Origin of the sequence: Aurantiacibacter marinus (assembly GCF_001021555.1) — a bacterium.
Taxonomy (GTDB): domain Bacteria; phylum Pseudomonadota; class Alphaproteobacteria; order Sphingomonadales; family Sphingomonadaceae; genus Alteraurantiacibacter; species Alteraurantiacibacter marinus.
In genome coordinates this window covers 282,788-307,140 of record NZ_LDCP01000001.1, presented here as the reverse complement: position 1 = coordinate 307,140, position 24,353 = coordinate 282,788, and the positions used below count along the sequence as shown (strand labels likewise).

Here is a 24,353-nt window from a genome sequence, read left to right as displayed (position 1 = left end):
AGCGTCAGGCCTGGTTCGTCCAGCCTTGGGCCGCGTTTCCCAAATGCAGGGTGACAGGCTTCCTGCCAGAGGCACTTCCCTCGATCGACAGGCGGTCACCATCGGCAGTCAGCCGCGCGCCCGGTTCCAGAACTCTCGCCACAAATTGCCCACCATGTGGTAGAAGCACAGCCAGCCGCCCGGCACTATCCCGTGCAATCGCGCCGCGCCCCTCTTCGTCAAGACACAGTTCGACAGTCTCGAACCCTCCGGGAGCGAGCGCGAACAGGGCCCGTGCCTCCGTTTCGGTTGCGACTCGGCCTCCGCGTGAAAAGCCAAGAAAGTGCGCCAGTGCAATGACGGCCGCAATCGCGGCCAGCGATCCGGCAAATTGCAGCATCTGACTGTCCATCGCTTGGGCCATTATGTGGCTCAGTCGTCGGCGCGCGCAGCCAGCATATCCAGCGCCTGGCGGATGGGCGTCAGATCGTAACCTGCGGCCATGGCAGCAGCGGCGATTTCGTCCGGGTCATTACCGGCAGTGGCCTGCGCCAGCGCCCACAGAAAGGTGGAGCGTGTGCCGGAGCGGCAATAGGCCAGCACTTTTCCGTCCTTGCCCGCCGCCGCCAATGCAGCGGCCATGGCTGCAATCTGCGCGTCGCCGAAACCTGTGTGATCAACCGGGATCGCCCGGTAATCCATGCCCTGCGCGCGCGCTGCGGCAGCGATCACATCGCCTTCGGGCTGGCCCGCATCTTCGCCATCGGGCCGGTTGTTGATGACCATGGCAAAGCCCTGGGTGCCCGCCTCGGCAACATCTTGTTCGCTGATCTGGGGGCTGGCCCAGAAGGATTCTGACAGTTTGCGAAACTCGCTCATCTAACAATCTCCGTAATTGAATGCGCCGAACACTGCCGCAATAGCTTCCCATGCCAAACGGGTGCGCCGCCGGGCAAGCAAAGTTGCGGATTCGCTACACTGGCAGACCTGCAACCTTAAAGTGTTCGCGTCACCCCAAATTTACGGCTATAAGCCTATGGCTGAGGGAAGTGGGTAGATCCACTGCCTCTGGGCCGGCGGATAATTCGTCCGCATCGCTGGCCAAAGTCGAAGGACGGGATTGAAGGTTTTTTAGGTTCATGGGTTACGACAAAGGACGTCGCGGACGGGGACGCGACAAGCGGGATAACATCGGTGAAGACGGCTTTGACCCGTTCATGGACGGCGCAGCCCCGCCGCCAATGGATGGCGGCGGCGGCGGCTGGCGTGATGGCGGTAACGACCGATTCGGCGGCGGCGGCGGTGGAGACCGCTTCGGCGGCGGAAATCGCGGCGGCGGCGGTGGTGGCGGCTACGGCGGCCAGCGCAGCGGCGGCGGCGGCGGCGGATTTGGCGGCGGTGATCGCGGCCCCCCTCGTGGCGGTGCCGGCGGCGGCGGCGGAATGCCCGCGCAGGTCGTGGGAACTGGCCAGGGCAAGGTCAAATTCTTCAACACGGAAAAGGGCTTCGGCTTCATCCAGCGTGACGAAGGCGGCGAAGATGTGTTTGTTCACATCAGCCAGGTCGAACGTGCCGGTCTCGCAGGCCTCGCCGAGGGACAAGAACTGCAGTTCAATCTTGTCGATCGCGGCGGTAAAGTGTCGGCAGCAGATCTTCAGGTCGTTGGCGATGTTATCGAAGTGAAGGCAGCCGCCGCTCCTCAGCGAGAGCTGACGGGCGAAAAAGCTGTTGGCACAGTCAAATTCTTCAACGCCATGAAAGGCTTCGGCTTCATCACGCGTGACGATGGCAAGGAAGATGCCTTTGTCCACATCAGCGCGGTGGAACGTTCAGGCCTGCAGGGCATCCAGGAAGGCGACCGGTTCGAATTCGATCTCGAAATGGACCGACGAGGCAAGCATTCGGCTGTCAATCTGGTCCCCGTCCAGGCCTGATCAGGCCTGCTTTCGGGAACTACGCGGCGGCCGTTCGTTTGACCGGCCGCCCGCTCCCTCATAAAGAGAGTTCGCAGGCGGTCGGTCCAACAGGGCTGGCCGCCCTTTCTCTTTGTTTCGTTTGAAGGAAACCTGCGATGTCGATTACCCCGTTGATGCCCGTCTACCCCCGGTGCGGCGTACGGCCGGTGCGCGGTGAACACTGCCACCTGATCGACGAGGACGGCACACGCTATCTCGACTTTGCATCGGGCATTGCGGTCAACTTGCTTGGTCATAGTCACGAAGGACTGATCAGCGCGATCCAGCAGCAAGCCGCCACATTGATGCATGTGTCCAACATGTACGGCAGCCCCCAGGGTGAAGCGCTGGCGCAGCGTCTGGTCGACAAGACTTTCGCCGATACCGTGTTCTTTACCAATTCGGGCGCCGAAGCGGTGGAATGCGCGATCAAGGCGATCCGCGCCTATCACCAGCATGACGGGAACGAAGAAAAGTTCGAAATCATCACTTTCAAGAACGCTTTCCATGGCCGCACGATGGCCACGATCAGTGCGTCGAATCAGGATAAGATGCACAAGGGGTTCAGCCCGCTGTTGCCCGGCTTCCGCTATGTCGATTTCGATGATCTCGAAGGCGCAAAGGCCGCCATCGGTCCGCACACTGCGGGATTTCTGGTTGAGCCGGTTCAGGGCGAAGGCGGCATCCGTCCCGCATCCCAGGAATTCATGAAGGGCCTGCGCGATCTCGCTGATGAGCACGATCTGATGCTGGCTCTGGACGAAGTGCAATGCGGTGTTGCGCGCACCGGCACGCTGTATGCCTACGAGCAATACGGGATCGAGCCGGACATCATGGCGAGCGCCAAGGGCATTGGCGGCGGCTTTCCGATCGGGGCCTGCCTTGCCACCGAAAAGGCCGCACGCGGCATGGTGTTCGGCACACACGGCTCCACCTATGGCGGGAACCCGCTGGGCATGGCTGCCGGAATGGCCGTGATGGATGCGGTCGCGAATGACGAGTTTCTTGCCGAGGTACGCGAAAAGGGGGATCGCCTACGCGGCCGGTTGGAACAGTTCATCGGTAATTATCCCGATCTGTTCGAAGAAGTGCGCGGAATGGGCCTTATGCTCGGTCTGAAGATGAAGGGTGAACCTCGCCCGTTCATGGTGCATCTGCGTGATTACCATCAACTGCTGACCGTTGCGGCTGGCGATTCGACGCTGCGCCTGCTTCCACCGCTGGTCATCGGTGACGCGGAAATGGACGAGTTCTTCGACAAGCTTTCTGCTGGAACCGCGAGCTACCACGCTGAAGCTGCTGCATGACAGGCGCGCGTCACTTCCTCGACCTGTCCGATGCTGGTGGCAATACCCTTGCCGCAATGCTGTCCAATGCCATCGACCGCAAGGCCGTGCGCACAGGCTGGCCAAAGGGTCAGGCCGATGCGGACGCTCCGTTGGCGGGCCGCGTTCTGGCGATGGTATTTGAAAAGAATTCCACCCGCACCCGCGTCAGCTTCGACATGGCCATGCGGCAACTTGGTGGAAGTGCGCTCATTCTCGATGCGAGCACATCGCAGCTGGGCCGGGGCGAATCGATTGCCGATACGGCGCGGGTGCTCAGCCGGATGGCCGATGCGATCATGGTGAGGACGGATGATCACGCCAAGATTGAGGAGATGGCGCGATTTGCCACCGTACCGGTGATCAACGGGCTGACGGATCGATCCCACCCGTGCCAGATCGTTGCAGATCTGCTGACTGTGATCGAACATCGCAAAGCTCTGCCGGGTCTGGAAGTGGCCTGGTTCGGAGATGGCAACAACGTGCTGCATTCCATTCTGGAAGCAGCTGCGCTGATGAAGTTCAACGTGCGCGTGGCGACGCCTGCCGGTTTTGAGCCGGAGGATGAATTTGTCATCATGGCGCGGGAGGCGGGCTGCACAGTAGCTCTGACGCAGGATGCGCGCGCCGCTGCTGTTGGTGCCGATGTGATCGTGACCGACACCTGGGTCTCCATGGGTCAGGCCGACACTTCTGAAAAACTGTCTGCCATGCAACCGTACCGCGTAGACGCCGCACTTATGGCGCAGGCCAGGCCTGATGCGATCTTTCTTCACTGTCTGCCTGCGCACGTGGGCGATGAAGTGAGCCAAGAGGTGTTCGAAGGCGCACAATCTGTTGTCTTCGATGAAGCGGAGAACCGCATACACGCGCAGAAGTCCATTTTGCTCTGGTGTTTCGGCAAGCTGGACTGACACGCCTTTCAAAGCGGCGCGCGCTTCCCATATTCACGGACATGAGCACCACACTTAGCCAGACTTTCACCGACCAACTGCTGTCCTTCACAATTCCCGAGCGCGATTGTCGTGGGAGAGTTGTTCGTTTGGGCCCAGTGCTTGAAGAAATCCTCGGTGCGCACGATTACCCGACTGCTCTCACACACTGCTTGTCAGAGGCATTGGTGCTGACCGTACTGATGGGCGGATTGCTGAAAGAAGAGGGTGACCAGCTTACCTTGCAGGCACAAAGCGAAGGCGGCCTCGCCAATCTGCTGGTGTGCGACTACCGCAATGGGGAGTTGCGCGGTTATGTCGAGCACGATGCTGAAAGCGATAATGCGCACGGCGCCAGCGCCTCGCTCGCTACGTTGTTCGGCAAGGGCCACCTGGCCATCACCTTCGATATTGCTAGTACGGGCAAACGGTATCAGGGGATTGTGCCGCTGGAAGGCGAATCTCTGTCTGCTGCTGTCGAAAGCTACTTCGCTCAGAGCGAGCAGGTGCCGACACGGATCAGGACGGCTATAAGAGCAGGACCGGATGCTGTGCTGGCTTCGGGCCTTCTGGTCCAGCACTTGCCAGACGGCGAAGAAGGGCGCGAACGATTGCATGCCCAGCTCGATCATCCAGAGTGGGAACATGTTTCCATCATGGCTGACAGCTTGCGACACGAGGAGTTGGCAGATCGCAATCTGTCACTGGAAGATTTGGTCTGGCGTCTGTATCATGAAGAACGCGAAGTGCGGGTTTCGCCAGGTGCGAAGATCGGCAAGGGGTGCCGCTGCACTGTCGAGCACTTTGAAGAGGTTTTGGCGCGGTTTCCCAAAGCTGACCGGCGAGACATGGAAAATGGCGACGGGATAATTGTCGTCGATTGTGCGTTTTGTTCGAAACAGTTCGAAATTCAGGACTGATTGCCAGTTTCGGCACTGTCGACATTTAACGGCTCATCGTAGAAAAAGGTCAACTCGCCGTTCATGTGTGATGTGTTAAAAGCGAAAACGTACAAGATAAGGATGAGTTCGATGCGTGTAGCAACTGCAGCAAAGATTGCCGGAGGCGCCTTGGCGGCTGCGTTTGCAGTCCTGCCTGCGAATGCACAAAACGCCGAACTAACTATGCTGGATAGCCTCGCTCGCGGGAGCTGGGCGCTGGAGATGCGGGGCGGCGATGCCAGCCAGCGCATTTGTGTGCGCACGGGCCGCGAGTTTATCCAATTGCGCCACCGGCAACCGGGTTGCGAACAATTTGTTGTTCAGGACGGCCCCACCCAGGTGACCGTGCAATATACTTGCCGCGGCAATGGATATGGCCGCACGACTATCCGAAAAGAGAGCAATTCGCTTATTCAAGTCCGCAGTCAGGGCATTCAGGGCGGCTCGCCGTTCTCGCTCGAAGGCGAGGCCCGGCGCGTCGGGAATTGCTGACGCCCAAGCGCGCACTTGCCGCTGGCGAGCGACGCGACTAGCGAAGCGCCATGTCAGAATCAGGAAAAATAGCGACTGTTCTGCTTTCGGGCGGACTCGATTCCATGGTGACCGCGGCCATCGCGCGTGAAAGCGGGTTCAGGTTGCATGCCCTCACGATCGATTACGGTCAGCGCCATGTGCGTGAGCTCAAGTCTGCTTCCAGCATTGCAAAGAAGCTGGGCGTCGAACGCCATGTCACACTGCCGCTTGATCTGCGCGAATTCGGTGGCTCTGCGCTTACGGCCGACATCGACGTACCCAAGACCGGCGTGGCAGATGATATCCCCGTCACTTACGTTCCCGCTCGAAACTTGTTGTTTCTGGCGCTGACGACAGCATTTGCGGAAAGTTCGGGTTCCAGTGATCTGTTTATCGGGGTTAACGCACTGGATTACTCAGGTTATCCTGATTGCCGGCCAGAATTCATTGCCAGCTTCGCCGAAACCGCACGCCTGGGGACGAAGCAGGGGGTAGAAGGCGTTCCGTTCCAGATCCATGCCCCGTTACAGCACATGACCAAGGGTGATATCGCGCGGGAATGCATCAGGCTCTCGCTTGATCCTGCGTGGAGTTGGTCCTGCTACGATCCCAGTCCGCAAGGGATCGCATGCGGCCTGTGCGATAGCTGCCGCCTTCGGCGCAAAGGTTTTGCCGAGGCGCGTGTTGCAGATTCCACGCCTTATGCGGCCGATACTGATGATTGAACGTCAGTTCTGCGCAAAGACGCCGCAGGCAATCCGGCCCCCGGCAGCGCCGGTTGGGTCAGTGCGATAATCGTCCTCACTTTCGTGCACCACGATTGCGGTGCCGTCAGAGTCGAAAATATCACTTCCGACGGAGTTCAGCGTGCCGCGCAAGATCGCGCTCATTGTACCTGATCCGTCAGGCGCAATTGAGACGTTGGGCAGATCGCCCAAATGTGCGCCTTGCGGGTTGCGCGTCCCGTGTTGGTTGCCGCCGGGGTTGAGATGCCCTCCGGCAGAGGTGAAATCGCTAGCGCTGCAATCGCCCGAAGTGTGCAGATGCACAGCCTTGGTGCCTTCAGGAAGCCCGCTAAAGCTGGCGTTAAGGGTTATTTCGCCGCCTAGGGAGTACATGCGCGCCACGCCGACCTGCGTTCCTTGACGATCGAGGATTGCGGCAGATCCAATTGGCGTGGCGGCGCTTTCATAGGCGGTCTGGCAACCAGCCAATGCCAACAGGGCAATCGGAGCAGCAGCGGCGATCAAACGATGGGGCATGAGGGCAATCCTTCTTCTATTCATGCAGTTTAACCGCACAAAACGCGAAAAGGTCCCTCAAACGGCAGGCAGAATGCCCGCGCCCACCAATGCTGTGATAAGTTGGTTGATGGCTGTGCGCGCTTGGATGTCTTCGATTGGACCGCCAGCAGGTTCCGCAATCGTGGCGGCTCTCTGCCAGATGCCATCGTACCGGGCTACGCAAGCCGCGGCCAGGTCATAGACCGACATTCCGGGGGTCGGTTCGACAAAGAGCCAATTTTGCGCCTGCCATAAAGCGATCGCGCCAGGATGATCGGCCCAGTCGCCTATGGGCTGCGCGCCTACAAGCCAGGCCTGCCCTTCATCTGGCGCTGCGGGAGGAACATCGGCTTCAGCTACGATGGCTGGATGCAGCAGACCATCGAGCCGCGCGAGCGCCTCGTTCACGGTGAACTCCTTCTGCGCCTGCGCCACGAAAAGGTTGGGCAGGCCAAAACGCGGTGTAGCGGAAGTGAAACTGATCGGATCTGTCATGGCGTTCCTTAGGAAATTATCGTCAAGAAAAGTGGGTGGGAGCGAGCGAAAGTGCCAATCTGGCGCACCCAAATTACGGCTCCTGAGTGCGCGCTTTGCAGTCGGCTCATGGTTGCGGGGTCAAACGCCAGACTTGGCGAAGATGTTTGCCACGAAAGGGCCGGTGCATCGGCATCGCCGAGGCCCACTTCATAAGCTTCTGTCTGTTCATTGAGCGGCACCTCGACGGTGCCAGCCCAAGTCCACGCCCCGCGAGAGCGGCGGGTCCAACTCAGCAAGAGCGAGCCGTCCGATTGCCTTGCTATGCCGGGATGGACGGGCGTAAGCGGGCGTAAGGCAGTGCCGCTTCCGGCAATCTCGGAAGTGACCGGGTCTGCATCTGCGATGCCGATCGCCGCAATTGCAGCAGCTTGCCCCAATTGTGCGTTGTTGAATACCAGAGGCGCGTCATCAAGCAGCACAAAGCGCGATCCCGCAGGAGAACCAAGCATCGCCTCGTGCTCGCTCCCGCCTCTGCCTCTGATCAAGGTAGATAGCTGCCAATTGCTGTCGCCAAGATGCGTGGCATCGCCGAACTGGATGATCTCGTGGCCGACAAGTGCCCTGTTCGCACCTTGCGCAAGATCTTCGATGCTGCGGCTTTCTAACATCTGATCGACTGATCCAAGTCCGACGACCAAACGGGAGTGACGATCGATTAGCACAGCAGGCATGGCAGGCAGAGGCTGTAATGTGGTGCCGATCACGCTTCGCTGCGTTCCTGTCACGCCGATAGGCGAGAGGCTGCCGCCGCTTTCGGCATACAGCGCCGCCCCTGTCCAACCGGAAGAGGAAGACGAAGCTGCGACGTAAACCTGCCGCTGATCAGATACACCAACTCCATCCCACGGCAGTTCGAACGCTTCCAGCAACGTCGGCGTGGCGATATTGTCAGGCTGGGTAAGCGATCTGCCCGCTGCTGTCGGGCTCGGGATGCCCTTGCGTTGCGGCAAGCGCATCAATTCCAGTTCAAGTCCGTTTTCGCGCCATTCCCACGCCTCGATGCGCCACTTGCCTGGTTTGCCCGGCAGTGCCACGACATCGCCCGGAGCAATTAGGGGATCAATCTGGGCGATACGATACGCGAGCCGGTCCTGCGACCATCTGGCGCGTGCAGCCGCATTATCTGCAAGCGACTTGGCGTTCGCGGCCTGCAACGCTCCGGGAAACTCGATAATGCGGTTGCGGCCAGGACTTGCACGTCCTCCCGCCCGCTGCAATCCCGCCTGAAAATCGCGTCCGACATCATAGTATCGCAGGCCCGCTGGGATATTTGTTTCATCTGCACGCGTGCGCTGCGCCTTGCCGCTGGCACCGCCAAAACTGTCTCCCTGCCCGTCGACAATCGCTTCGGGTAAGGTCGCAATCGGTGCGCCAGAAGGATCGCCATCGCCAAGCACAAGGCGATCGTTTCCGGCATTGCTGGCGAGCGGATACAGACGATCAATGGACGCCAATATTTCGACCAGAGAGCCTCCATCGTCAGAATATCCTTCAAGCGCGGGTAGCGCTCTGCCGATTGTCACATCGGCCGCCGCCGGCACCACGAGCTCGGTCAGGCTGACATCGCCATTGTCGGCCACTACTTCAAAAGTAAGAGCCGGAATGCGGTTGCCGAAATCGGCGAGTTGCAGTTCTTCAAACACACAATAGGCAAAGCCGCGAAAGCCCGGCGCTTCGTTTCCTTCGGCACTGGCGATCAGCGGATCGGGCTGCTGATCGCCCCTGCCGGTGTAGAGACGCATCTGGCCGCCAACTTTCAGGTCGCCTGCTGCCCCGCGCAGCAGATTGCCATCGGCCCAAATCCGTCCAAGGCTTGCAATAGGGCGGCTGGCCAAAGCTACGGCGAAGGATGAAGAATAGCTGAAGGTTGTCGTAGAAGGACTTCCTTTGCCTCCGCTGGTTTTCTCTTTGTTTTCCTTGAGATCAGTCGCCCAGATGATTGTCCCGGCAGCCCGCATCCTTCCAAAATGGCGCGATATCGGTGCGCCATAGCTTGAGGTTGTGACCTTCAACTCGGACAGGCGCGGGCCTTCGCGGTCGGGCGGGCCGAACAGTGAGGCATCGATTTGGCTGCCAATCAGCGAACCAATGGAGCCTCCGATGGGCCCGGCGATTGCCGTGCCCGCCGCAGAGAGTATCAAAGTAGCCATGAAAGGCCTTTCAATTCAGAAGAGGCGCCAGTGCTCTGCGTTCAGAAGTGGAGCAGGCGCGGGAGTAACGACGACACGGCCCAGCCCTGCATGGGCGTGGATCAAACGTGCGCCAGTTTCTGCGATAGCGAGATGGTATTGGCCAGGAGACGGTTTCAGGATCACAAGATCACCCGTTTCCAGTCCTCCACAGGTCTTGCGAAAACCCGCTTTGGGAACCAATTCCAAGAGGGGGCCAGCTTCGATATTGCGCAAGGTGTAATGCGGCGTGCGCGGCGGCGTGCGTCCAATTGCCGCAAGTGCGCAAATGACCAGTCCCACGCAGTCTATTCCTGTCACAGGGTTGCGCCCGCGCAGACGAAAGCGGCACCCCACCAAAGCGCGCGCCGCTATTGCAAGCTCATGAGATTCCCGGGTCATCCTGAACTGGTCGGATACCGGGCGAGCAGATCGTTGCCGGGTAAATGCGGCTCCCCCCGAAAATTCACGGCATTGCCAAAACGCGTGTTACAGGTAGAAATGGTGTGGTCGCATCCTTCGCGCAGGTAAGCGAGTTGGCCTGGAAGTACCTCCACCGAAAGCGGTTTGTCCAGCACGACACCTGCCGCATCAGCATCGATCACCTGCATTGTCACACCGGCAAGCGCACCATCAAGCCATTTGACCTGACCATCGCGCATGTCTGCAGCATGGGGCGCACCTGCAAAGCTGACGCTGTTCCGTTCCAGATCGACTGAGATGACCGGGCACAGATGAGTAAAGCGCGCGGCATTTGCTCCGCATTGGTAGTCACAGAAACTGGCGCGGCACGTCGGGCTGGTGCGCGGCACGAGGTCGATTTCCAGACGCGCCTTGGCTGATCGCAGTTCGGCGGAAAAGGCCCCGTCTTCTTGCGATACGCTGCCAAGAGTGCCGTGGAAAAGCGTGGCGTGTTCCAGAGTCTCCCAATCCACCAGGCCAATGGCCACACGCGCGTCAGCAAAGCGGCCAGCCTCCAGATCTTTTTGCGAGATGGAGTTGTGGGAAAGAACGCCTTCAACCTCGACTGCATCGCGCTCAAGACTGGCAGTGCGGCGTATGGCGGATGGGATCATGCCCGGTGCAGCGCGATAGATCATGTCGCCAAATGCAAGGTTTTGGTTATGGCTGGTAAAACCCAGTGACACGCCGTCGCGCCGCTTGATGCTCCACCATGTCACTACGCCTTCAAGTTCGCGGGCGAAGAAAATATGGCTCATATTTCCTCACGCAATTCGATCAGCGGTACTGAAGGCGCTTCGCCTGCAGCAAATGTGGTTCTGGAAATATCGAGACGATCTTCGGCAAAGCGAACCGGAACATCGAAGAGGAAGCCGGCGCGAATTTCGGCGTTTTGTGCAGGCGCCATTGTGAATATGATTTTCCCGCCATCAACCAATGTCCAATCATTCGTCGCGGCGCCGTCGATGCTGATCAAGATTGTTTGGCCACGTGGGCGAGTTATGAAGCGGCGCTGAGGATCAACGCCTCCGCCATAGGATTTGGCCAACCGGAAGGTGGCGGCAAGTCCGTCGCCAATGCCAATGATCTGGTCGGTCATCATCGGCGTGCCGGTCAGGCCGTTGGAGCTGTAATCGAAGGGATCGGAAAGGCGAAAGCCCCGTGCTGGCCCCCTGCGGGCTCGAAAGAATTCCAGCAGCACGCCCAGTTCCGCTTCAGAGCGAATGCCTGGCCCCACATCGAAATTCAGACGAGCGTCGCTCCACTGGCTGTTGCGCCGTTCGTGGCCAGAAGCTGTGAGCGAAATGGAGGTTGAGAACTCTGGACTTACACCGGTGTCCCGGCCCAGGTTCAGCGGGTAAAGCACATCATCGAAGGCTTGCATTTCTTTCTCCTCGAAAGGCAGGCGGACATATCCGTCACGGGTGATTTGCGGCAGCGCCCAGACAAAGGCGCGATCCACGCCGCGGGCCAATGCTTCATCAATCCCCGCGTCGATCCGGGCCCAGAATGTGTTGGCATCTTCCGGATCCAATACGAAGCCGCCAAGATAATGCTGTGCGGCGAGCGGGTAACCGAAGCGATTGTCCAGTTCTGTATAGGCGGCTCTTCGCAACGCTTCGGCACCGTCTGTAAGCCAGTCGTAATCCTCGACCTGCAGCACGTCGAAAGCGTCCCACGAAAGGCTCGCATCGAGATTCATTGCGGCGATTGCTGGTCGCTTCGGGTCGAGCAGTGTGGGTGTGAACAGCAGCACATGCGTTTTGGCTTCACCTTGCGCGGTCAACTTGGCGCGGCTTGCCATGCGCTGCACTGCTGTTGCCAATTGCAACGCACACCAATCGAGGAAGTCACGTTCCCGAGAAACATAGTTGACCGAGAGATCGGAAATTTCCGGTGGGTCGCCATAGGCTGCCCGTGCTTCACTATCATAAATGCACGGTAGGCCATCGGGGTTGACCCACCACCACGGCTCCCCAACCTGAAACTGGGCCTCCAGCCCGCTTGCCAGCTGTATTTCCGTGAACGCCTGAGCGACGTCTTCGAGATAACTGACCGCATCGTTCACTACGGGAGAAAGCAAGGTCGAAGGCGGCTCCCACCCGGTCAGTGCAGGATTGCCATTCCAGTCGCGCTGCTTCCAGCTTTCAGGGCAATGCGCATTGAACAGTTCGAACGATAGCGAGATTATTGGCTGCATTCGCAGCGCCACGCAGCCTGCGAAAAAGGCCTCGTGCCATTTTACGCATGGCGTACAAAGCAATGTGTCAGGATCGGCAATAAGCTTGCCGTTTGCATCAGCTGCCAGCCTGAAGAAATGGCTCATTCCGACATAATGCACCAGCGTGCCGCGATACCCCAGATGCAGCGCATTTCGCAGCATGCGAGCAGGCGTCTGGTTGTAGCTGTCGTCATAGGCAGTCGAAATGCCGATGCCATGCGGGGGCAGCACTGCATCGCCAATCGTCAGCATTGCAAATTCACCGTCACAGGCAATTTCTGTCAACTCCACCCAGCCATCCTGGCGCGATGGCAAAAGGTCTGCGTTGGCCGGATCGTAATCAGTGGGCGCCAGCGAAATGAACAGCCGGTCTATGTCACCCATGGGCACCGGCGCGCCTTCTGCCGTCCAGCCTTCGCGCAGTTCCGAAAACCGCAAGGTGATCCGTGCATCGTCGGGGTCGCCGGCGGCATAGTTCCACAGACGGACGTACCAAGTGCGGGCCGTGCCCGCCGCATCGCGGCCTTCGATTGTCAGCGTTGGCCCGTGCACGGCATCCAGTGGAAGTACGCCCGAAGACCGCCAAAGGAATGTTACCGTAGTGTTCCCGTAATTACGATTCGTATCGTAACTGAGCAACGGGTGGTCGAAGCGGTCTTCGCTCTCCCAGATCAATCCGGCAAGAGCATCGTGGTTGTGAAATTCACAGTCCACCCGCAGCGCTGCGGGACCGGTTGTGATGACACTTGCGATCATCGGGCGCGGGAAGTCGACCGTCCAGAAGCGCGGGTCAAAACGCTGGATTGTATCGGTGTCCTGCCCTTCACGGGCTTTCGCTAGCCAATATGCCATCGTCCAGCCTCCTCAGCCTTCACGCATTGCGCGGGCAACGGCGCTTGCCACTTGACGTGACGAACGCCGCAGCATGATTGGTCCCTCCGTTCCGCGTGGTGCGGCCAGGTTGATCGCCACATGCACATCGCGGCGGCCGCCATTGCCGCCCATCCCGTTTTCGACCCGGCCGGCGCTGGTGGGAACGAAAACTTCCGGGCCGCGCTCGCCGACAAGATAGGCAGAGCCAGGCGATACCGGCCCGCCGGTGGCGCGTCCCGGCAGACCCATCAGGGAACCGAAAAGACCGTTCAGCAGAGACCCGATGCTGGTGCCGCCGCCGACTGGCGAAGAGCCGCCGAACAAGCTGCCAATGCCGGATTGGATGGCCTGGGCTGCAACCTCGTTCATCGTGCTGAGTGCGATGGATTTAAGTTCGTCAAAGCCAAGCTTCCCGCGCCGGATGGCCGACAGAAGGCTGCGTTCCAAAACGTTGCCTGCCTTTTCGAATCCGTCGACAAGTGTCGTATCCATGGCGCTGCGCATCGTTTCGATATCCGAACGGAACCCGCTGGTGCTGGCCCGGACTTCAATCATCAGTGTTTCGATTTCATCGTCCATCGCGCTCATTCTCCATCATCTGTTCAAGTGTCTGGCGGCTCATTCCGCTGTCCGTATCCTGGTCTTCGGCGCACAGGATCGCAGCCAGTTCGGCTGGGGTTGCATCCCAGAACCAGTCTGGCGGCCAGTTCAGCAATCGCCCCGCAATTCCCGCAAGGCGGCGCGCCCCGGCAGCAAAGCTTTCGCTCATGCACGGCCCTGAAGGATTTGCGCGAGCAGCGTCCGCAGGGGCGCACTTGCGGCAGCAAGGCCTGCTTGCATGACTGCTTCGCCCACATCTTCACGAGTGATCGCGCCGGGTTCTGTCAGGCAATGCCAGAACAATGATGTGATCTCGCAAAGGCGAAGCTGACCTTCACTTGCCCGCTCCACGAGCGCAAACAGCGGTCCAAGTTCCTCTTCGGCAGCAACCATGGCGGCAAAAGTCGGGCGAAGAATGCGCGGGCTTCCGGCAACCGCGAAGGCAGCTTCACCGCGCTGGATGTTGGCATTGTTCTTGGCGCTACCGCCTGCAACTGCTTGAACGCTGTTCATGCAGGCACCACTGCGCCAGAGCTTTCAAGCTGCATGGTGTAATTGCGCTCCCCGTTGAAATCGCCTGCGTAATCGAGGCGTTGCACAAGGAAGCGCCCGCGCAGACGTTCACCGTCTTCGAATGACAGTTCATATTCTTCGATCGTGCCTGCGAGTGCATGGGCGCGGATGGAATTTTCGGCATCGCTGGCAAGGAAAATGCCTGCAGCACTGACCGAAACAGAGCGCACTCCAGCTCCCGAAAGCAGATCGCGCCAACCGCCCGATTCCTTGTGCGTGACGACGACGGCATCGCCATTGATCGACATTTGCGTGGTTCTTAAGCCCGCGACGGTTTGATAGGTGGGAGGCTGTGCGCCATCCCCGATTTTAAGAAGGAAGGCAGAGCCTTTCTGGGCTGTCATGGATCAGTTCTCCGTTGGTAGGAATCGTGTTTCGAACAGGCGGAAACGGTATTCGAGCAGGACAGCGCGGCGATTGGGCTGGCGCTGCTCTGCCCGGGCGCGAAGGAACTGTGTGGTCACTATGTGGAAGCTTTCCTGCATTCGCGGCAGCAGCTCGATCCGTTCCTCAATGGATGTGACCAGCAATGCGGTTTCGGCCGCCTCCTCGCCGCGTGTGTGCAGTTCGAATGCGATGCGCACTTCGCGCCCTCTTTGTTGCTTTGTGCTCCAGTCCGCGCTGGCGCTGGCCGATATGCCAAGCCAGGGCGGCGCGCTGCGTGAAGGAGCTTCTTCGGTGATATCGTTGAGCGTAGCGGACAGCGCCGGATCTGCCGCAAGCCACGCGATCAGCGCGGTTCGTAACTGTGTTTCCATAGTCAATTATCCCTGCTGAAAAGCGGCCAGAGCAGCCGGGCGTTGCGCCAGCGGGAGCCTTCTTTCTGGTGACTGCGAACTCGGGATTCCGCACCCGCCGCGGCGAGGAGGCGGGCACGGTAGGCAAGGCGCACGGCAAAGCTGCCACGGATGTTCGTCTTTGCCTTGATCATGCGATCCGCATCCGCCGCCATGGTTGCCAAAGCGCGGCAATGGCAGCTGGCGGAGAACGGCTTGTGCTGCCTTCATTGCGTTCACGGTAAGCGTATGATGCCAACCGGATCATGCCGTGGCGCAGCCCTTCGGGAAGGGTATTCCAATCGGATGCCAGCCCTGCCGTAAAACGCACAGCCACCCGGTTTTCAGCCGGCGGTGCGAGCAGATTGATCCGTCCGCAGCCATCAGCCGTGATATCAAACAGATAATGTCCCGGATCGACATCGGTCCGGGTGCCATCTGAACCGATGGACACAAGCGATGTGATGGCTTGCACTGGTGTGGTGGCAATATCATGCCAACCACGTGTGGCAGGCAGCACTTCTTCGCATGAGGTTGACAGCGGGATTTGCCGAGTGAACCCCTCGCATGTGTCGAGAGATGAACGCAGCAGCGCAGTAAGCGCCGCATCATCGCGGGTAGTGGTAATCGCGAGCCATTGTTTTAGCTCGTCGAGGGCCTCGACCGAAAGCGTCGGGGAGGAAATCAATTTTCGTCTCATGAAGCTGCCCTCTCGTGGGAACCCAGTAAAATGGTCCCATTCGGGCGGCGCAGCTGACCGCAAGGCCAACCGGCCGCCCGCAGGTGCCCCGCAGTGAAGCGGAGGGAACGGCACCAGTGGCGCTCACGCGGATGCGTGAGCGCAAAGGTGATTACATCTCGATCTTCATCAGTTTGATCGCAGAACTGTCGAGCACCTGGCCTCCAACGCGCTTCGTGGCGTAGAAGTGCACGAAGGGCTTGTTGGTGAAGGGATCGCGCAGAATCTGCGTCGCGCTGCGTTCGGCGATGATGTAGCCCGCCTTGAAATTGCCGAATGCAATCGGGAACGCGCCCGCTGCCACATCCGGCATATCCTCAGCTTCGATTACCGGATAACCAAGCAGGCGATCCGGCTGGCCTTCGACCATGCCCGGCTGCCACAGGAACGCGCCATCGCTGGTCTTGAGCTTGCGCACGTCGGACAGGGTGGATGAATTCATGACCCAGCTTGCGCCCTGGCGATGACCGGCCTTCATCGTGTGAACCAGATCGATCAGGCGGCTTTCCGGATTGGCATCAAAGCCGTCGGCATCGCCAGAACCGATGTATTGCAGTGAGCCGAACGGCCGCACAGCATCACCGGCCAGCGAAGTTGGCGAAGACAGGAAGCCGAGCGGCTGATCCACGCCATTGCCGCCGACAAAGGCAGCGCCTTCTGCGCGTGCAAATTCCATCGCGACTTCGCTCGCCAGCCAGCCTTCAAGGTCGAAGGCGGCGTCATCCAGCATGGACTGGCTTGCTGCCGGATTGGCATAAAGTTCACCTGATGGCGGGGCGATTTCGGCAAATTCCGGCGTGTCGGTTTCGGGCCGTCCAGCGGTCTCGCCAACCCAGCCCGACGATGTCCCGCCGGTGGTGATAAGCTTGCGGTACCCTGCGCTGCCAACCTGCACGACCTGAGCCAAACTGCGGATCGGAGAGATTTCCTTCAGTTCGCTGGCGATCATAACGTCGATTTCGCGAGGGACGGCATAGCCGCCATCCTGCGGCACCGCGCCGGAAATGGACTTGATCTCGGTTTCGCGGCCACGGCGCAGATAGCCATCGACGAAGCCTTTGACCTCGGCGCTTGGTTCAACCGTTGCAGCGCCAGCAATGGCCGGACGGGCAGCTGCACGGCCAACCTTTTCGAGGCGGGCCTTCACTTCATCGACATCGGACCGCAGGACGGTGATCTTTTCGTCAGCTGCATCCTGGCGGGCGACGATATCAAAGCTGCCAGCCATCGTATCGCTGGTTACGGTTGTGGTGGTGGGGATTTGAACTTCCATAGGGGTATTGCCTTTCTTGGGGGATGATTTTTGACGTGACATTCGGATGCGCAGCGTCCGCAAGCGCGAAGGCGCGCCCGGAGCGAGGATAGCCAAGCGGCCGAATGGCTCCGCTGGCGATTGAGGCTAAGAGACGAAGTGCACCCGCGCCCCGTGCTGGAGCGGGTGCGTGACGAGGCTGATTTCAAACAGGTCGATATCTTCGAGCACACGGCCTTGCGGGCTGCGCCTGAATGCGCGCGCCCGGTAGCCGAAGCTGAGCCCGTTCACGGATTTGGAAAGCAGGGCGCTGGCCGCTCGGCTCTGCGGATTGTCGATCCTGGCAATGACGCGCAGACCGCGCGTGTCTTCCTCCACCAGTTCGACGGAGCCGATCTGTTGTTCGGGCCGGTGCTGCCAAAATAGCGGTAAAGGATGGCTGCGCTCGCTGAGAGACCGCGCAAAGGCGCCAGGGCGGATGGTATCCTTTGCTCCGTCAGCAATGTCGAACAGGGCTGCGTAACCGGCGATCTTCAACGCAGCATTCCCGGCACGCCAAGGCGCACTGCAATGCCGATCAGCAGCAAGGCGCCGACAATGCGGACGAACCAGTCCACCGCCGCCTTCCACGCACTGGTCTTTGCCACCCGCCATGCGCCGAGCAGATCGCGCAGTTCGTCCAGATCGCCCTGCGCATTGTCATCCGCCAGGCCGAGCCGGTCGAGCACGCGGCGCGCACCCACTTCGCTCGATTCCTCCACGATGGCGCGCAGGGTAACCAAATCGGCCCCGCCGCCCTGCGCCTGCGCCATCAGCGCAGTCAGCATAGTGTCACGGTTCATTTCAAGCCTCCTTCTTTGATGCCGAGCATCGCGCGTTTCTCTTCCGGCTCGAGGAAATCAGCCTCGCTCACCTGCTTCCACAGGCGCTCCCGGTCTTCGGAAAGCGCCGGAATACGGTCGAGATCGATGGTCAGGTCGAGATCGGGGAACCACGGCCCGAGGCCCTCCTCCAGACCCGACAGGATCTTGGTGGCGAGCGGCAACAGCGTGAGCCGCCACAGGGCGCGGTTAGCCTCCCGGTAATTGGCGTAGGTGTTGTCACCCGGCAGGCCGAGCAGCATCGGCGGCACACCAAATGCCAGCGCGATGTCCCGCGCCGCTGCCGCCTTCAGCTCGGCAAAGTCCATGTCTGCGGGGGAGAGCGAGAGGCTCTGCCATTTCAGCCCGCCTTCCAGCAGCATGGGCCGCCCGGCATTGGCGCCGCCCTGATAGGCCTGCGACAGCTCTGCCTTCAGCCGGTCGAACTGATCAGTGGTAAGGCCCGCCGCGTCTGCGCCGCCATCATAGACAAGCGCCCCCGAAGGCCGCGCCGCGTTTTCCAGCAGCGCACGGTTCCAGCCAGCCGCAGCATTGTGAATGCCCACCGCTTGCTCCGCCGCTGAAAGGCAGCCTGCGCCGTAATGATCGTCTACCGGGTGGAAGGCTTTCAGATGGATCAGGCACGGCCAGCCATCCTCATCCTCCACCGGAATTTCGAGCGTGCGATCACCCAGCTTGTACCGATAGGCGCGCGGCCAGCCATCATCGCCTGGCACCACCGAGACACGTTCTGGCCGCAGGGCAAAAAGCTCCACCGGCTTGCCAGCGCCGTCACGCGCAATCTGCACAAAGCCATTGCCATGCAGCAGCAGATGCGCGGCGAGCGTTTCCAATAGCGATTGCCCGGCGCTTGTCGCGCGGACCAGGGACAGCGCCTGCGGATCAGCATCGTTCAGCGGCGCGCTGCCCACGCCCTCCGCCACAATCCGCACCGCACGCTGCGCCACGGGATTGTCGAGAAAGGCATGGCGGACGGCGGTGCGATATTCGAACGGAGCCCGCGCGCCGCCGTTTTCGAATGACCATCCCCAGGGGGACTGAAATGTGCGCGCCAAAGGCACACGTTCCCCGCCACCGCCCTTAAAGGCGGTGCGGAGCGTGTCGATGAAGGACATGCTGTTTCCTTTGCTATTGTCTCTTAAATCTGGCGGACAGCGGGCTTTGCCTGCCTGCCCAACATCAATTCCGTCAGCGCCCACACCAGCGCATCCGCCCTGTCAGGCGAGCGTCCCGGCCCTTCGTACGAGCCGCCGGCCATGATCCCGCAAAGCTGGTCCTCCAGCTTTGCAAACTGGCCGACATGCGCCACGCGGCCCGTCTCATACAAAGCGGCGACCGGCTCTGCGCGGGCTGACTTGCCGCGGCTTGCGTGGACCAGCTTGATCGGCATCTGGCAGTCGGCGGCGCGCAGCACGCTGGCCACCATATCGCCGCCCTGGTTGGCTTCGGCGACCACGCGGTCTGCTTTCCATGTCTCGCACACAGCCGACACTTTGCGCGCCCATTGCTCCGGGCTGGCGCGGGCGAAGGATGCATCGTCCAGCACATGCGCCTGCCCCTCTGCTGTAACGCCAGCGACCACGATGCCGCATTCATCCCCGCGCGCAGAGGCCGGCGGATCGACTGCCACCACGATGCGAACATGATCCTCCAGCGTAGCCGGTACGCGGCACCGCTCTATCATGGAGCGAGTCCACAGCGCGCCTTCCACGTCGGTCAGCAGTTCCCCATCCAATTCCTGCCGCCCCAGCGCAGTCTGGCCGTATTGCCGCTGCATCGCGCGAACAAAGTCCTGCGGAAGGTTTTCCGCATTGTCATAGGTGCTACCTCTCAGCACCGCGATATCCGGGTCGGACGGGTCGCCCATCAGGCGCTGCATGATCGGCACCGCCCGCGGGGTTGTCGTTGCGAGAATTCGCGGACGCTCTCCCAATCTCAGGCCGAGCTGAAGGTTGTCCCAAGCCATCATCGCCCGCTCCGATGCGTTGTCCCACTTGGCAATTTCGTCACACCATGCATGACTATGCTGAGGGCCGCGGAGGGATTCCGGTTCGCCTGCTGAATACAAGGTGGCCTGGGCGCCGCTTGGCCAGCTCAATCGCCGCAGCGATGGTTCGAAAATCGGGCGGTCCTCCTCATCATGGCAGGCGAGCAACCCGCTCTCTCCCTCGACCATCACCGAACGCGCTTCGCCCACGCTGCGAGCAACCAGGGCGATATGGGCTTCCTCATTCTCCTCTGCGATATGGCGGACCCATTCTGCGCCTGCCCGTGTCTTGCCAAAGCCGCGTCCAGCGCAGATCAGCCAGATGCGCCATTCACCGGGCGGCGGCATTTGCTCGCGCCGCGCCCACAATGGCCAGTAGGCCTGCAGCCGCTCGCGTTCGGCCCCCGACAGTTCGCCGAGGAAATCCATGCTCTCCCGTGTGTCCAGGCTGAGCAGGGCCTCCCTACGCTCAATCGCGGTCATCGTGTACCTTGCCTTCATGGGTCAACAGCAACTGAGTGGCCGCTTTACGCTCTCGCATCCGGTCCAGTTTGGCGTTTAGGCTTGCGAGAACGGCGTCCTTATCCCGCTTACCGCGCCGTGCCTTTTCCTTCGCTGCGGATTCGCGGTGTACGGTGAGCAGCCGAAGGGCATTGGGTATGTCGAATTTCCTGTCGTCAGGGCTGGTGCCGAAGCGCAAGCGTTCAAGCGTCTCCATTTCCAGATGTTCGTATCCTTCCAATAGCGCTGCACCCCAATTCTTGCGGAATTCGGTGTTCTCGCGGCGCAGCTTGTATGCGCGGGAGGGACTTGCTCCAGACACTCTGGCCGCTTCGCTGACATTCGATGTTTCGGCGAGAGTTTCCAGAAACAGCCCGCGCCAGTGGCGAGTGAGGCCTCTCTCTGTTGCTTTCTGCTCCGGGCGCAATTTGGTTCGCTTGGTTCGTTTTGGCATTCGATCCCGTTTCGTTTGGCGCGGGTCCGAGCCAGACATGCAAAAGGGCAGCTCCCTCTCGGGGCCGCCCTGAATGCCGGTCTTGGCCGACTCGGTTTATCGCGATGTTCCGTTTCTATAACCAAACAGTGTCACGATGTCAATGTAAAAGTGCCATATAGGTTACTTTGTTGGATTACGTGCAGACTTGCACGCCGACTTGCGCGGGGGGGCTGGCTGGCCTAGTGGCGCAAAACTCTCCGCAAGAAACGGGATTACGGCGTATGATGGGTTTGCTGCGCGGCCTTTACGAATGGACCATGGCCAAGGCCGCCCATCCCAAGGCGGAATGGTGGCTGGCGTTCTTCGCGTTTGTCGAATCGAGCTTTTTCCCGATCCCGCCGCATCCGCTGCTTGGCCTGATGTGTCTGGCGGAGCCGAAGAAGGCGATCCGCTTTGCTCTGGTCTGTACCGTTGCATCGGTTCTGGGCGGCCTGTTCGGCTATGCCATTGGCTATTTTCTGTACGAAGCTGTTGGCGTGTGGCTGATCGGCGCGCTTGGCCTGACCGAAAGCTTTCCGGTTGCCGCATGTTATATTCGTGAACAGGGGGCGGCTGCGGTATTCCTGGCGGCTGGAACGCCGATCCCGTTCAAACTGATGACGATCACCGCCGGCTTTATCGAGATGAACCTGCTGACCTTCGTGCTCGCCGCCATTGCTGGGCGCGCGCTGATTTTCATGGTGGTGGGGGTGCTGTTTCAAGTCTTCGGCGCGCCGATCAAGCGCATCATTGATGAGTATTTGGGCACGGTGACAACGGTTTTCGTAGTGCTGGTGGTCGCGGGCATCTTTGCTGTCACGCAGCTGGCCGGCAGCGATGACGGGGCTGATGCATCCGCCGATCCCTGTACCCAGGTCACCAGCCTCGAGCGAAGCTGAATCAATAAGCCTGCCCGTCTGGCCACTTAACATAGTGGTCTAGACGGGCGGTTCTTCAATCAGCCTTCAAAGCTGGTTTCCAGAGTGATCTGTGTATCAAGCAGCTTCGAAATCGGGCAGCCTTCCTTCGCTTCGCCCGCAAGCTTTTCGAATGTGGCCTGGTCCATGCCCGGCACTGTGCCCTTCGTGGAAAGCGCCGATTTGGTGACCGTGAAGCCGCCATCATCCTTTTCCAGCGTCACTTCGGCCTTGGTTACGACCGTGCCGTTTTCATGTCCTGCCTCTGCCAGCTTGAAAGACAGGGCCATCGTGAAACAGCTGGCATGTGCCGCAGCGATCAGTTCTTCCGGATTGGTGCCGGGTTCATCTTCGAAGCGGGTCATGAAGCCGTAAGGCTGCGCCGCGAGCGCGCCTGAGCCGGTGGACACATGGCCCTTGCCGCTCTTGCCGAGGCCTTCATATGTTGCGCTGCCGGTGTTGATGGTTTTCATAATATGGGGATCTCCGTTGCCAGAGAGAGACGCTTGAAACGACAGATCCGTTCCGCTCGTCGGCATGCGAGGCGTTCCTTTACGATTTAGCGGTATAGCGGAGCACTCCAACTATGCCGAAGATATTCGAACTCCTCACGCCCTTCATGCACATCGCGCGCGATGTGGAAGGCGAGAATCAGCGAAGCCGGGATGCCTTTGCGCCATACGCCGACCCTGACCTGTCCTGGACGGCTCAAAGAGCGGCATTCAACGAATTGCAGGACATTCTTCAACACAAGTTGCCTCGGCATGCACCGAACCTTGAAGCAGAGTTGGCTGGCATTCTCAAAACTCTACCCGGCCGGCTTGAAGACGCTGCCCGGCACATAGCTGAGCGGCTGAGTGTAGCGGCCCAAACGCCCCCCTATGCGAGCAAACCGGGAAACAGGTTGCATGCTCTTTCGGACCTGCAAGCAGAGCATTCGCTTGATTGGCATCTCGGTGGCGCGAGGCATCGATGGCAGCGATCGATGACCAGCTTGGCTCTTGCCGGACAAAAAACTGCTCAAGAGGCCAAGGATGCGCTTCAAAGGGAGGTGAAGGAATGCACTGTCCGGTCTCGGCAGACTCCATTTCTTCATCGAATGGCGCGGCATTTCAATTTCGCCGCGTCTGGCGAGGAGGCAATGCGTCAGTTAGACATCTTACTCCACGCGTTCCTTGAAGCGATAGCTGATACGGAAGAATGGGCCGAAAGCCATTTCGCAACTTATGGCGCGCAGCAAATGGCGTTCATTGCTGCCGAATATGATATATTGAAAACGGATTGCGACCCTCTGAACTTGGCAGAATACCTTTCACATGCGCGCCCTGCGCTCGCCATTTTCCGCGCTCATATACCCACATTTCCGCTACCCCGATCGCGCAGGGGAGGCTTGCCATGGCTGCCGCGCGATACTCCGTGGCCGGTGGGCAAGCATGGCAAGCCGCTGAACTTCCTGATGCAGATAGACCTTTCTGAAAATGAGGATGGTCCGCCGACGCTTCCTCGGTCCGGTACGCTGCTGTTTTTTGCCGATGCTGAAAACAGGTCTGAGTTCGGCGGCGGGGCAGTAATCCATGATCCGGAATCCTCCGGCTTGGAAAGGCCCGCGCCCGCCGATCTTCCGGAGGTGCGGGGCGATGTTTATAGCCAATCGATGTTCGAAAAGAACGAGCCACTCAAAACAGCCATTTTTCCGCTGGTTGGCATGCGATTGCGATCAATCACGACTTTGCCTTTTCCAGCAGCGCATGAGTCCGGCGCCGTTTACAATCCCGCGTTTGCTGCGCGCTTTCGCGCCTTTCATCAGAGTTTGCGAGAGGCAAGCCCTGATCCTGGAAGCATGGGAACGTGTTTTTACGAGCCTCCGATCCCTGCTACAATTGATCTTTGGCGGCTTGTCCACTTTGTGTCGGCACGGTTGGCCTTGGCCTATGATGATAAGGAATTGGGCGCAGAATTTGCCATCTGGGCGGAGCGTGCGGCGCAGCAGAACCCGTATGGGAAACTCTCGCCTGATGACCTCGCAGATTTTGCCATTCCTTTATCGCAGGCAGCAAAGCTGGATATACTTGAAACCCGCAAGGACTATCACAGGGTCTTCCATTTGCGCGATGCATCCGTCGCTGCGTCAAACGCTGCGTATCTTGAAGCTGAAAGCAATCCGGCAATGGCCGAAGCTCTGGCGTCGCAGCGGTCGGAGCCTTCGCCGGACATTCAGCGAATAGCGTCTCAATATTCGCAGATGATGGGCCATAGCTGGGCGCCTGGGTCCGATGCAGGTGAGGGACCGGATGACGAATTGCTGCTGCAGATCATCCCCGACTGGGCGTTCGGCATCAAGCATGAATACCGCTTCACAATTGCCAAACGGGACCTTGCCGACACCAATTTTTCGGCGGCGAAGGTAACGCGGCACCCTGCTTACATGGGACCGTTGCTGATCTAGCAGAAAACGCCGCGATG

At 59.9% G+C, this 24,353-nt stretch carries 31 protein-coding genes; 8 read left to right on the top strand and 23 right to left on the bottom strand.

The genetic code is table 11. The features are described 5' to 3' along the window. Positions 1–4 precede the first annotated feature (4 nt). Both AB731_RS01485 and AB731_RS01480 read right to left on the bottom strand, forming a co-directional pair. Entirely contained in the window at positions 5–403 is a 399-nt protein-coding gene (locus tag AB731_RS01485) for a hypothetical protein (RefSeq protein ID WP_052768907.1), read from the bottom strand. A gap of 8 nt (positions 404–411) precedes the next feature. Next, positions 412–858, bottom strand: coding sequence for a TIGR01244 family sulfur transferase (locus AB731_RS01480; RefSeq protein ID WP_047092712.1), 447 nt, complete (start codon positions 856–858; stop codon positions 412–414). Between the two features lie 260 nt (positions 859–1,118). On the opposite strand from AB731_RS01480, the gene AB731_RS14275 reads away from it, so the two are divergent. From AB731_RS14275 to queC, 6 genes are all read left to right on the top strand, one after another. Beyond that, entirely contained in the window at positions 1,119–1,913 is a 795-nt protein-coding gene (locus tag AB731_RS14275; RefSeq protein WP_047092713.1) for a cold-shock protein, read from the top strand. Positions 1,914–2,050: 137 nt separating this feature from the next. Beyond that, positions 2,051–3,241 (top strand): aspartate aminotransferase family protein, encoded by a 1,191-nt coding sequence (locus AB731_RS01470; protein WP_047092714.1) that lies wholly within the window; start codon positions 2,051–2,053, stop codon positions 3,239–3,241. Further along, positions 3,238–4,173, top strand: a complete 936-nt coding sequence (gene argF, locus AB731_RS01465; protein ID WP_047092715.1) for an ornithine carbamoyltransferase — start codon at positions 3,238–3,240, stop codon at positions 4,171–4,173. The genes AB731_RS01470 and argF overlap by 4 nt, the downstream gene beginning before the upstream one ends. A gap of 41 nt (positions 4,174–4,214) precedes the next feature. Continuing rightward, positions 4,215–5,111, top strand: a complete 897-nt coding sequence (gene hslO / locus AB731_RS01460) for an Hsp33 family molecular chaperone HslO (protein WP_047092716.1) — start codon at positions 4,215–4,217, stop codon at positions 5,109–5,111. A 111-nt stretch (positions 5,112–5,222) separates the two neighbouring features. Continuing rightward, on the top strand, positions 5,223–5,624 hold the full coding sequence (locus tag AB731_RS01455; RefSeq protein WP_047093171.1) for a DUF3617 domain-containing protein: 402 nt from the start codon (positions 5,223–5,225) through the stop codon (positions 5,622–5,624). Positions 5,625–5,674: 50 nt separating this feature from the next. Continuing rightward, positions 5,675–6,370: a 7-cyano-7-deazaguanine synthase QueC gene (queC, locus tag AB731_RS01450; protein ID WP_047092717.1), complete on the top strand. Its 696-nt coding sequence runs from the start codon at positions 5,675–5,677 to the stop codon at positions 6,368–6,370. A 3-nt stretch (positions 6,371–6,373) separates the two neighbouring features. Here queC and AB731_RS01445 read toward each other — a convergent pair whose 3' ends face one another. The 19 genes from AB731_RS01445 to AB731_RS01355 form a co-directional block, all read right to left on the bottom strand. Continuing rightward, the gene (locus tag AB731_RS01445; protein ID WP_047092718.1) at positions 6,374–6,907 is read right to left on the bottom strand and encodes a superoxide dismutase family protein; all 534 of its coding nucleotides are present in this window, start codon (positions 6,905–6,907) and stop codon (positions 6,374–6,376) included. Positions 6,908–6,964: 57 nt separating this feature from the next. Next, positions 6,965–7,423, bottom strand: coding sequence for a DUF2793 domain-containing protein (locus tag AB731_RS01440; RefSeq protein WP_047092719.1), 459 nt, complete (start codon positions 7,421–7,423; stop codon positions 6,965–6,967). Between the two features lie 8 nt (positions 7,424–7,431). Further along, a complete protein-coding gene (locus AB731_RS01435) occupies positions 7,432–9,615 on the bottom strand; it encodes a phage tail protein (RefSeq protein ID WP_047092720.1) in 2,184 nt (727 codons plus the stop codon). A gap of 15 nt (positions 9,616–9,630) precedes the next feature. Beyond that, entirely contained in the window at positions 9,631–10,035 is a 405-nt protein-coding gene (locus AB731_RS01430; RefSeq protein ID WP_047092721.1) for an NlpC/P60 family protein, read from the bottom strand. Further along, entirely contained in the window at positions 10,032–10,853 is an 822-nt protein-coding gene (locus AB731_RS01425) for a DUF2163 domain-containing protein (protein ID WP_047092722.1), read from the bottom strand. The genes AB731_RS01430 and AB731_RS01425 overlap by 4 nt, the downstream gene beginning before the upstream one ends. Next, positions 10,850–13,168 (bottom strand): DUF2460 domain-containing protein, encoded by a 2,319-nt coding sequence (locus tag AB731_RS01420; RefSeq protein WP_047092723.1) that lies wholly within the window; start codon positions 13,166–13,168, stop codon positions 10,850–10,852. The genes AB731_RS01425 and AB731_RS01420 overlap by 4 nt, the downstream gene beginning before the upstream one ends. Before the next feature lie 12 nt (positions 13,169–13,180). Then, entirely contained in the window at positions 13,181–13,768 is a 588-nt protein-coding gene (locus AB731_RS01415) for a phage tail tape measure family protein (RefSeq protein ID WP_047093172.1), read from the bottom strand. Continuing rightward, a complete protein-coding gene (locus AB731_RS01410; protein WP_047092724.1) occupies positions 13,758–13,958 on the bottom strand; it encodes a phage tail assembly chaperone in 201 nt (66 codons plus the stop codon). Before AB731_RS01410 ends, AB731_RS01415 begins: the two co-directional genes overlap by 11 nt. Further along, entirely contained in the window at positions 13,955–14,302 is a 348-nt protein-coding gene (locus AB731_RS01405) for a gene transfer agent family protein (protein ID WP_047092725.1), read from the bottom strand. Before AB731_RS01405 ends, AB731_RS01410 begins: the two co-directional genes overlap by 4 nt. After that, positions 14,299–14,706, bottom strand: coding sequence for a phage major tail protein, TP901-1 family (locus tag AB731_RS01400; RefSeq protein WP_047092726.1), 408 nt, complete (start codon positions 14,704–14,706; stop codon positions 14,299–14,301). The genes AB731_RS01405 and AB731_RS01400 overlap by 4 nt, the downstream gene beginning before the upstream one ends. A 3-nt stretch (positions 14,707–14,709) precedes the next feature. After that, on the bottom strand, positions 14,710–15,120 hold the full coding sequence (locus AB731_RS01395; protein ID WP_047092727.1) for a DUF3168 domain-containing protein: 411 nt from the start codon (positions 15,118–15,120) through the stop codon (positions 14,710–14,712). 2 nt (positions 15,121–15,122) lie between these two features. Next, a complete protein-coding gene (locus AB731_RS01390) occupies positions 15,123–15,293 on the bottom strand; it encodes a hypothetical protein (protein ID WP_156167324.1) in 171 nt (56 codons plus the stop codon). Continuing rightward, complete coding sequence (locus AB731_RS01385) at positions 15,290–15,838, bottom strand: head-tail connector protein (protein ID WP_047092729.1); 549 nt, start codon at positions 15,836–15,838, stop codon at positions 15,290–15,292. The genes AB731_RS01390 and AB731_RS01385 overlap by 4 nt, the downstream gene beginning before the upstream one ends. 151 nt (positions 15,839–15,989) lie before the next feature. After that, entirely contained in the window at positions 15,990–17,150 is a 1,161-nt protein-coding gene (locus tag AB731_RS01380) for a phage major capsid protein (protein WP_047092730.1), read from the bottom strand. A gap of 126 nt (positions 17,151–17,276) precedes the next feature. Further along, entirely contained in the window at positions 17,277–17,666 is a 390-nt protein-coding gene (locus AB731_RS01375; RefSeq protein ID WP_047092731.1) for an HK97 family phage prohead protease, read from the bottom strand. After that, positions 17,663–17,971 (bottom strand): DUF6127 family protein, encoded by a 309-nt coding sequence (locus AB731_RS01370; RefSeq protein WP_047092732.1) that lies wholly within the window; start codon positions 17,969–17,971, stop codon positions 17,663–17,665. The genes AB731_RS01375 and AB731_RS01370 overlap by 4 nt, the downstream gene beginning before the upstream one ends. Further along, a complete protein-coding gene (locus tag AB731_RS01365) occupies positions 17,968–19,125 on the bottom strand; it encodes a phage portal protein (protein WP_047092733.1) in 1,158 nt (385 codons plus the stop codon). The genes AB731_RS01370 and AB731_RS01365 overlap by 4 nt, the downstream gene beginning before the upstream one ends. A 23-nt stretch (positions 19,126–19,148) precedes the next feature. Next, positions 19,149–20,480: a DNA-packaging protein gene (locus tag AB731_RS01360; protein WP_052768908.1), complete on the bottom strand. Its 1,332-nt coding sequence runs from the start codon at positions 20,478–20,480 to the stop codon at positions 19,149–19,151. Further along, positions 20,467–20,952, bottom strand: a complete 486-nt coding sequence (locus AB731_RS01355) for a hypothetical protein (protein ID WP_047093174.1) — start codon at positions 20,950–20,952, stop codon at positions 20,467–20,469. Before AB731_RS01355 ends, AB731_RS01360 begins: the two co-directional genes overlap by 14 nt. 266 nt (positions 20,953–21,218) lie before the next feature. On the opposite strand from AB731_RS01355, the gene AB731_RS01350 reads away from it, so the two are divergent. Then, positions 21,219–21,872 (top strand): YqaA family protein, encoded by a 654-nt coding sequence (locus AB731_RS01350; RefSeq protein WP_173425743.1) that lies wholly within the window; start codon positions 21,219–21,221, stop codon positions 21,870–21,872. 59 nt (positions 21,873–21,931) lie between these two features. Here the strand turns inward: AB731_RS01350 and AB731_RS01345 are convergent, their stop codons facing one another. Together AB731_RS01345 and AB731_RS14055 are read right to left on the bottom strand one after the other, a co-directional pair. Continuing rightward, entirely contained in the window at positions 21,932–22,363 is a 432-nt protein-coding gene (locus AB731_RS01345) for an OsmC family protein (protein ID WP_047092734.1), read from the bottom strand. 86 nt (positions 22,364–22,449) lie between these two features. Next, positions 22,450–22,656, bottom strand: a complete 207-nt coding sequence (locus tag AB731_RS14055) for a hypothetical protein (RefSeq protein ID WP_162199463.1) — start codon at positions 22,654–22,656, stop codon at positions 22,450–22,452. 375 nt (positions 22,657–23,031) lie between these two features. Here AB731_RS14055 and AB731_RS01340 point away from each other — a divergent pair, with 375 nt between their 5' ends. After that, positions 23,032–24,336 carry a DUF1963 domain-containing protein gene (locus AB731_RS01340; RefSeq protein WP_162199464.1) on the top strand — a complete coding sequence of 435 codons (1,305 nt, stop codon included), beginning with the start codon at positions 23,032–23,034 and terminating at the stop codon, positions 24,334–24,336. Positions 24,337–24,353: the final 17 nt, after the last annotated feature.

Excerpts from the sequence above, each read along its gene's own strand:
- AB731_RS01485 (WP_052768907.1), bottom strand. The coding sequence starts at position 403 with ATGGCCCAAGCGATGGACAGTCAGATGCTGCAATTTGCCGGATCGCTG.
- AB731_RS01480 (WP_047092712.1), bottom strand. The coding sequence starts at position 858 with ATGAGCGAGTTTCGCAAACTGTCAGAATCCTTCTGGGCCAGCCCCCAG.
- AB731_RS14275 (WP_047092713.1), top strand. The coding sequence starts at position 1,119 with ATGGGTTACGACAAAGGACGTCGCGGACGGGGACGCGACAAGCGGGAT.
- AB731_RS01470 (WP_047092714.1), top strand. The coding sequence starts at position 2,051 with ATGTCGATTACCCCGTTGATGCCCGTCTACCCCCGGTGCGGCGTACGG.
- argF (WP_047092715.1), top strand. The coding sequence starts at position 3,238 with ATGACAGGCGCGCGTCACTTCCTCGACCTGTCCGATGCTGGTGGCAAT.
- hslO (WP_047092716.1), top strand. The coding sequence starts at position 4,215 with ATGAGCACCACACTTAGCCAGACTTTCACCGACCAACTGCTGTCCTTC.
- AB731_RS01455 (WP_047093171.1), top strand. The coding sequence starts at position 5,223 with ATGCGTGTAGCAACTGCAGCAAAGATTGCCGGAGGCGCCTTGGCGGCT.
- queC (WP_047092717.1), top strand. The coding sequence starts at position 5,675 with ATGTCAGAATCAGGAAAAATAGCGACTGTTCTGCTTTCGGGCGGACTC.
- AB731_RS01445 (WP_047092718.1), bottom strand. The coding sequence starts at position 6,907 with ATGCCCCATCGTTTGATCGCCGCTGCTGCTCCGATTGCCCTGTTGGCA.
- AB731_RS01440 (WP_047092719.1), bottom strand. The coding sequence starts at position 7,423 with ATGACAGATCCGATCAGTTTCACTTCCGCTACACCGCGTTTTGGCCTG.
- AB731_RS01435 (WP_047092720.1), bottom strand. The coding sequence starts at position 9,615 with ATGGCTACTTTGATACTCTCTGCGGCGGGCACGGCAATCGCCGGGCCC.
- AB731_RS01430 (WP_047092721.1), bottom strand. The coding sequence starts at position 10,035 with ATGACCCGGGAATCTCATGAGCTTGCAATAGCGGCGCGCGCTTTGGTG.
- AB731_RS01425 (WP_047092722.1), bottom strand. The coding sequence starts at position 10,853 with ATGAGCCATATTTTCTTCGCCCGCGAACTTGAAGGCGTAGTGACATGG.
- AB731_RS01420 (WP_047092723.1), bottom strand. The coding sequence starts at position 13,168 with ATGGCATATTGGCTAGCGAAAGCCCGTGAAGGGCAGGACACCGATACA.
- AB731_RS01415 (WP_047093172.1), bottom strand. The coding sequence starts at position 13,768 with ATGGACGATGAAATCGAAACACTGATGATTGAAGTCCGGGCCAGCACC.
- AB731_RS01410 (WP_047092724.1), bottom strand. The coding sequence starts at position 13,958 with ATGAGCGAAAGCTTTGCTGCCGGGGCGCGCCGCCTTGCGGGAATTGCG.
- AB731_RS01405 (WP_047092725.1), bottom strand. The coding sequence starts at position 14,302 with ATGAACAGCGTTCAAGCAGTTGCAGGCGGTAGCGCCAAGAACAATGCC.
- AB731_RS01400 (WP_047092726.1), bottom strand. The coding sequence starts at position 14,706 with ATGACAGCCCAGAAAGGCTCTGCCTTCCTTCTTAAAATCGGGGATGGC.
- AB731_RS01395 (WP_047092727.1), bottom strand. The coding sequence starts at position 15,120 with ATGGAAACACAGTTACGAACCGCGCTGATCGCGTGGCTTGCGGCAGAT.
- AB731_RS01390 (WP_156167324.1), bottom strand. The coding sequence starts at position 15,293 with ATGATCAAGGCAAAGACGAACATCCGTGGCAGCTTTGCCGTGCGCCTT.
- AB731_RS01385 (WP_047092729.1), bottom strand. The coding sequence starts at position 15,838 with ATGAGACGAAAATTGATTTCCTCCCCGACGCTTTCGGTCGAGGCCCTC.
- AB731_RS01380 (WP_047092730.1), bottom strand. The coding sequence starts at position 17,150 with ATGGAAGTTCAAATCCCCACCACCACAACCGTAACCAGCGATACGATG.
- AB731_RS01370 (WP_047092732.1), bottom strand. The coding sequence starts at position 17,971 with ATGAACCGTGACACTATGCTGACTGCGCTGATGGCGCAGGCGCAGGGC.
- AB731_RS01365 (WP_047092733.1), bottom strand. The coding sequence starts at position 19,125 with ATGTCCTTCATCGACACGCTCCGCACCGCCTTTAAGGGCGGTGGCGGG.
- AB731_RS01360 (WP_052768908.1), bottom strand. The coding sequence starts at position 20,480 with ATGACCGCGATTGAGCGTAGGGAGGCCCTGCTCAGCCTGGACACACGG.
- AB731_RS01355 (WP_047093174.1), bottom strand. The coding sequence starts at position 20,952 with ATGCCAAAACGAACCAAGCGAACCAAATTGCGCCCGGAGCAGAAAGCA.
- AB731_RS01350 (WP_173425743.1), top strand. The coding sequence starts at position 21,219 with ATGGGTTTGCTGCGCGGCCTTTACGAATGGACCATGGCCAAGGCCGCC.
- AB731_RS01345 (WP_047092734.1), bottom strand. The coding sequence starts at position 22,363 with ATGAAAACCATCAACACCGGCAGCGCAACATATGAAGGCCTCGGCAAG.
- AB731_RS14055 (WP_162199463.1), bottom strand. The coding sequence starts at position 22,656 with ATGCCGAGGCAACTTGTGTTGAAGAATGTCCTGCAATTCGTTGAATGC.
- AB731_RS01340 (WP_162199464.1), top strand. The coding sequence starts at position 23,032 with ATGCGTCAGTTAGACATCTTACTCCACGCGTTCCTTGAAGCGATAGCT.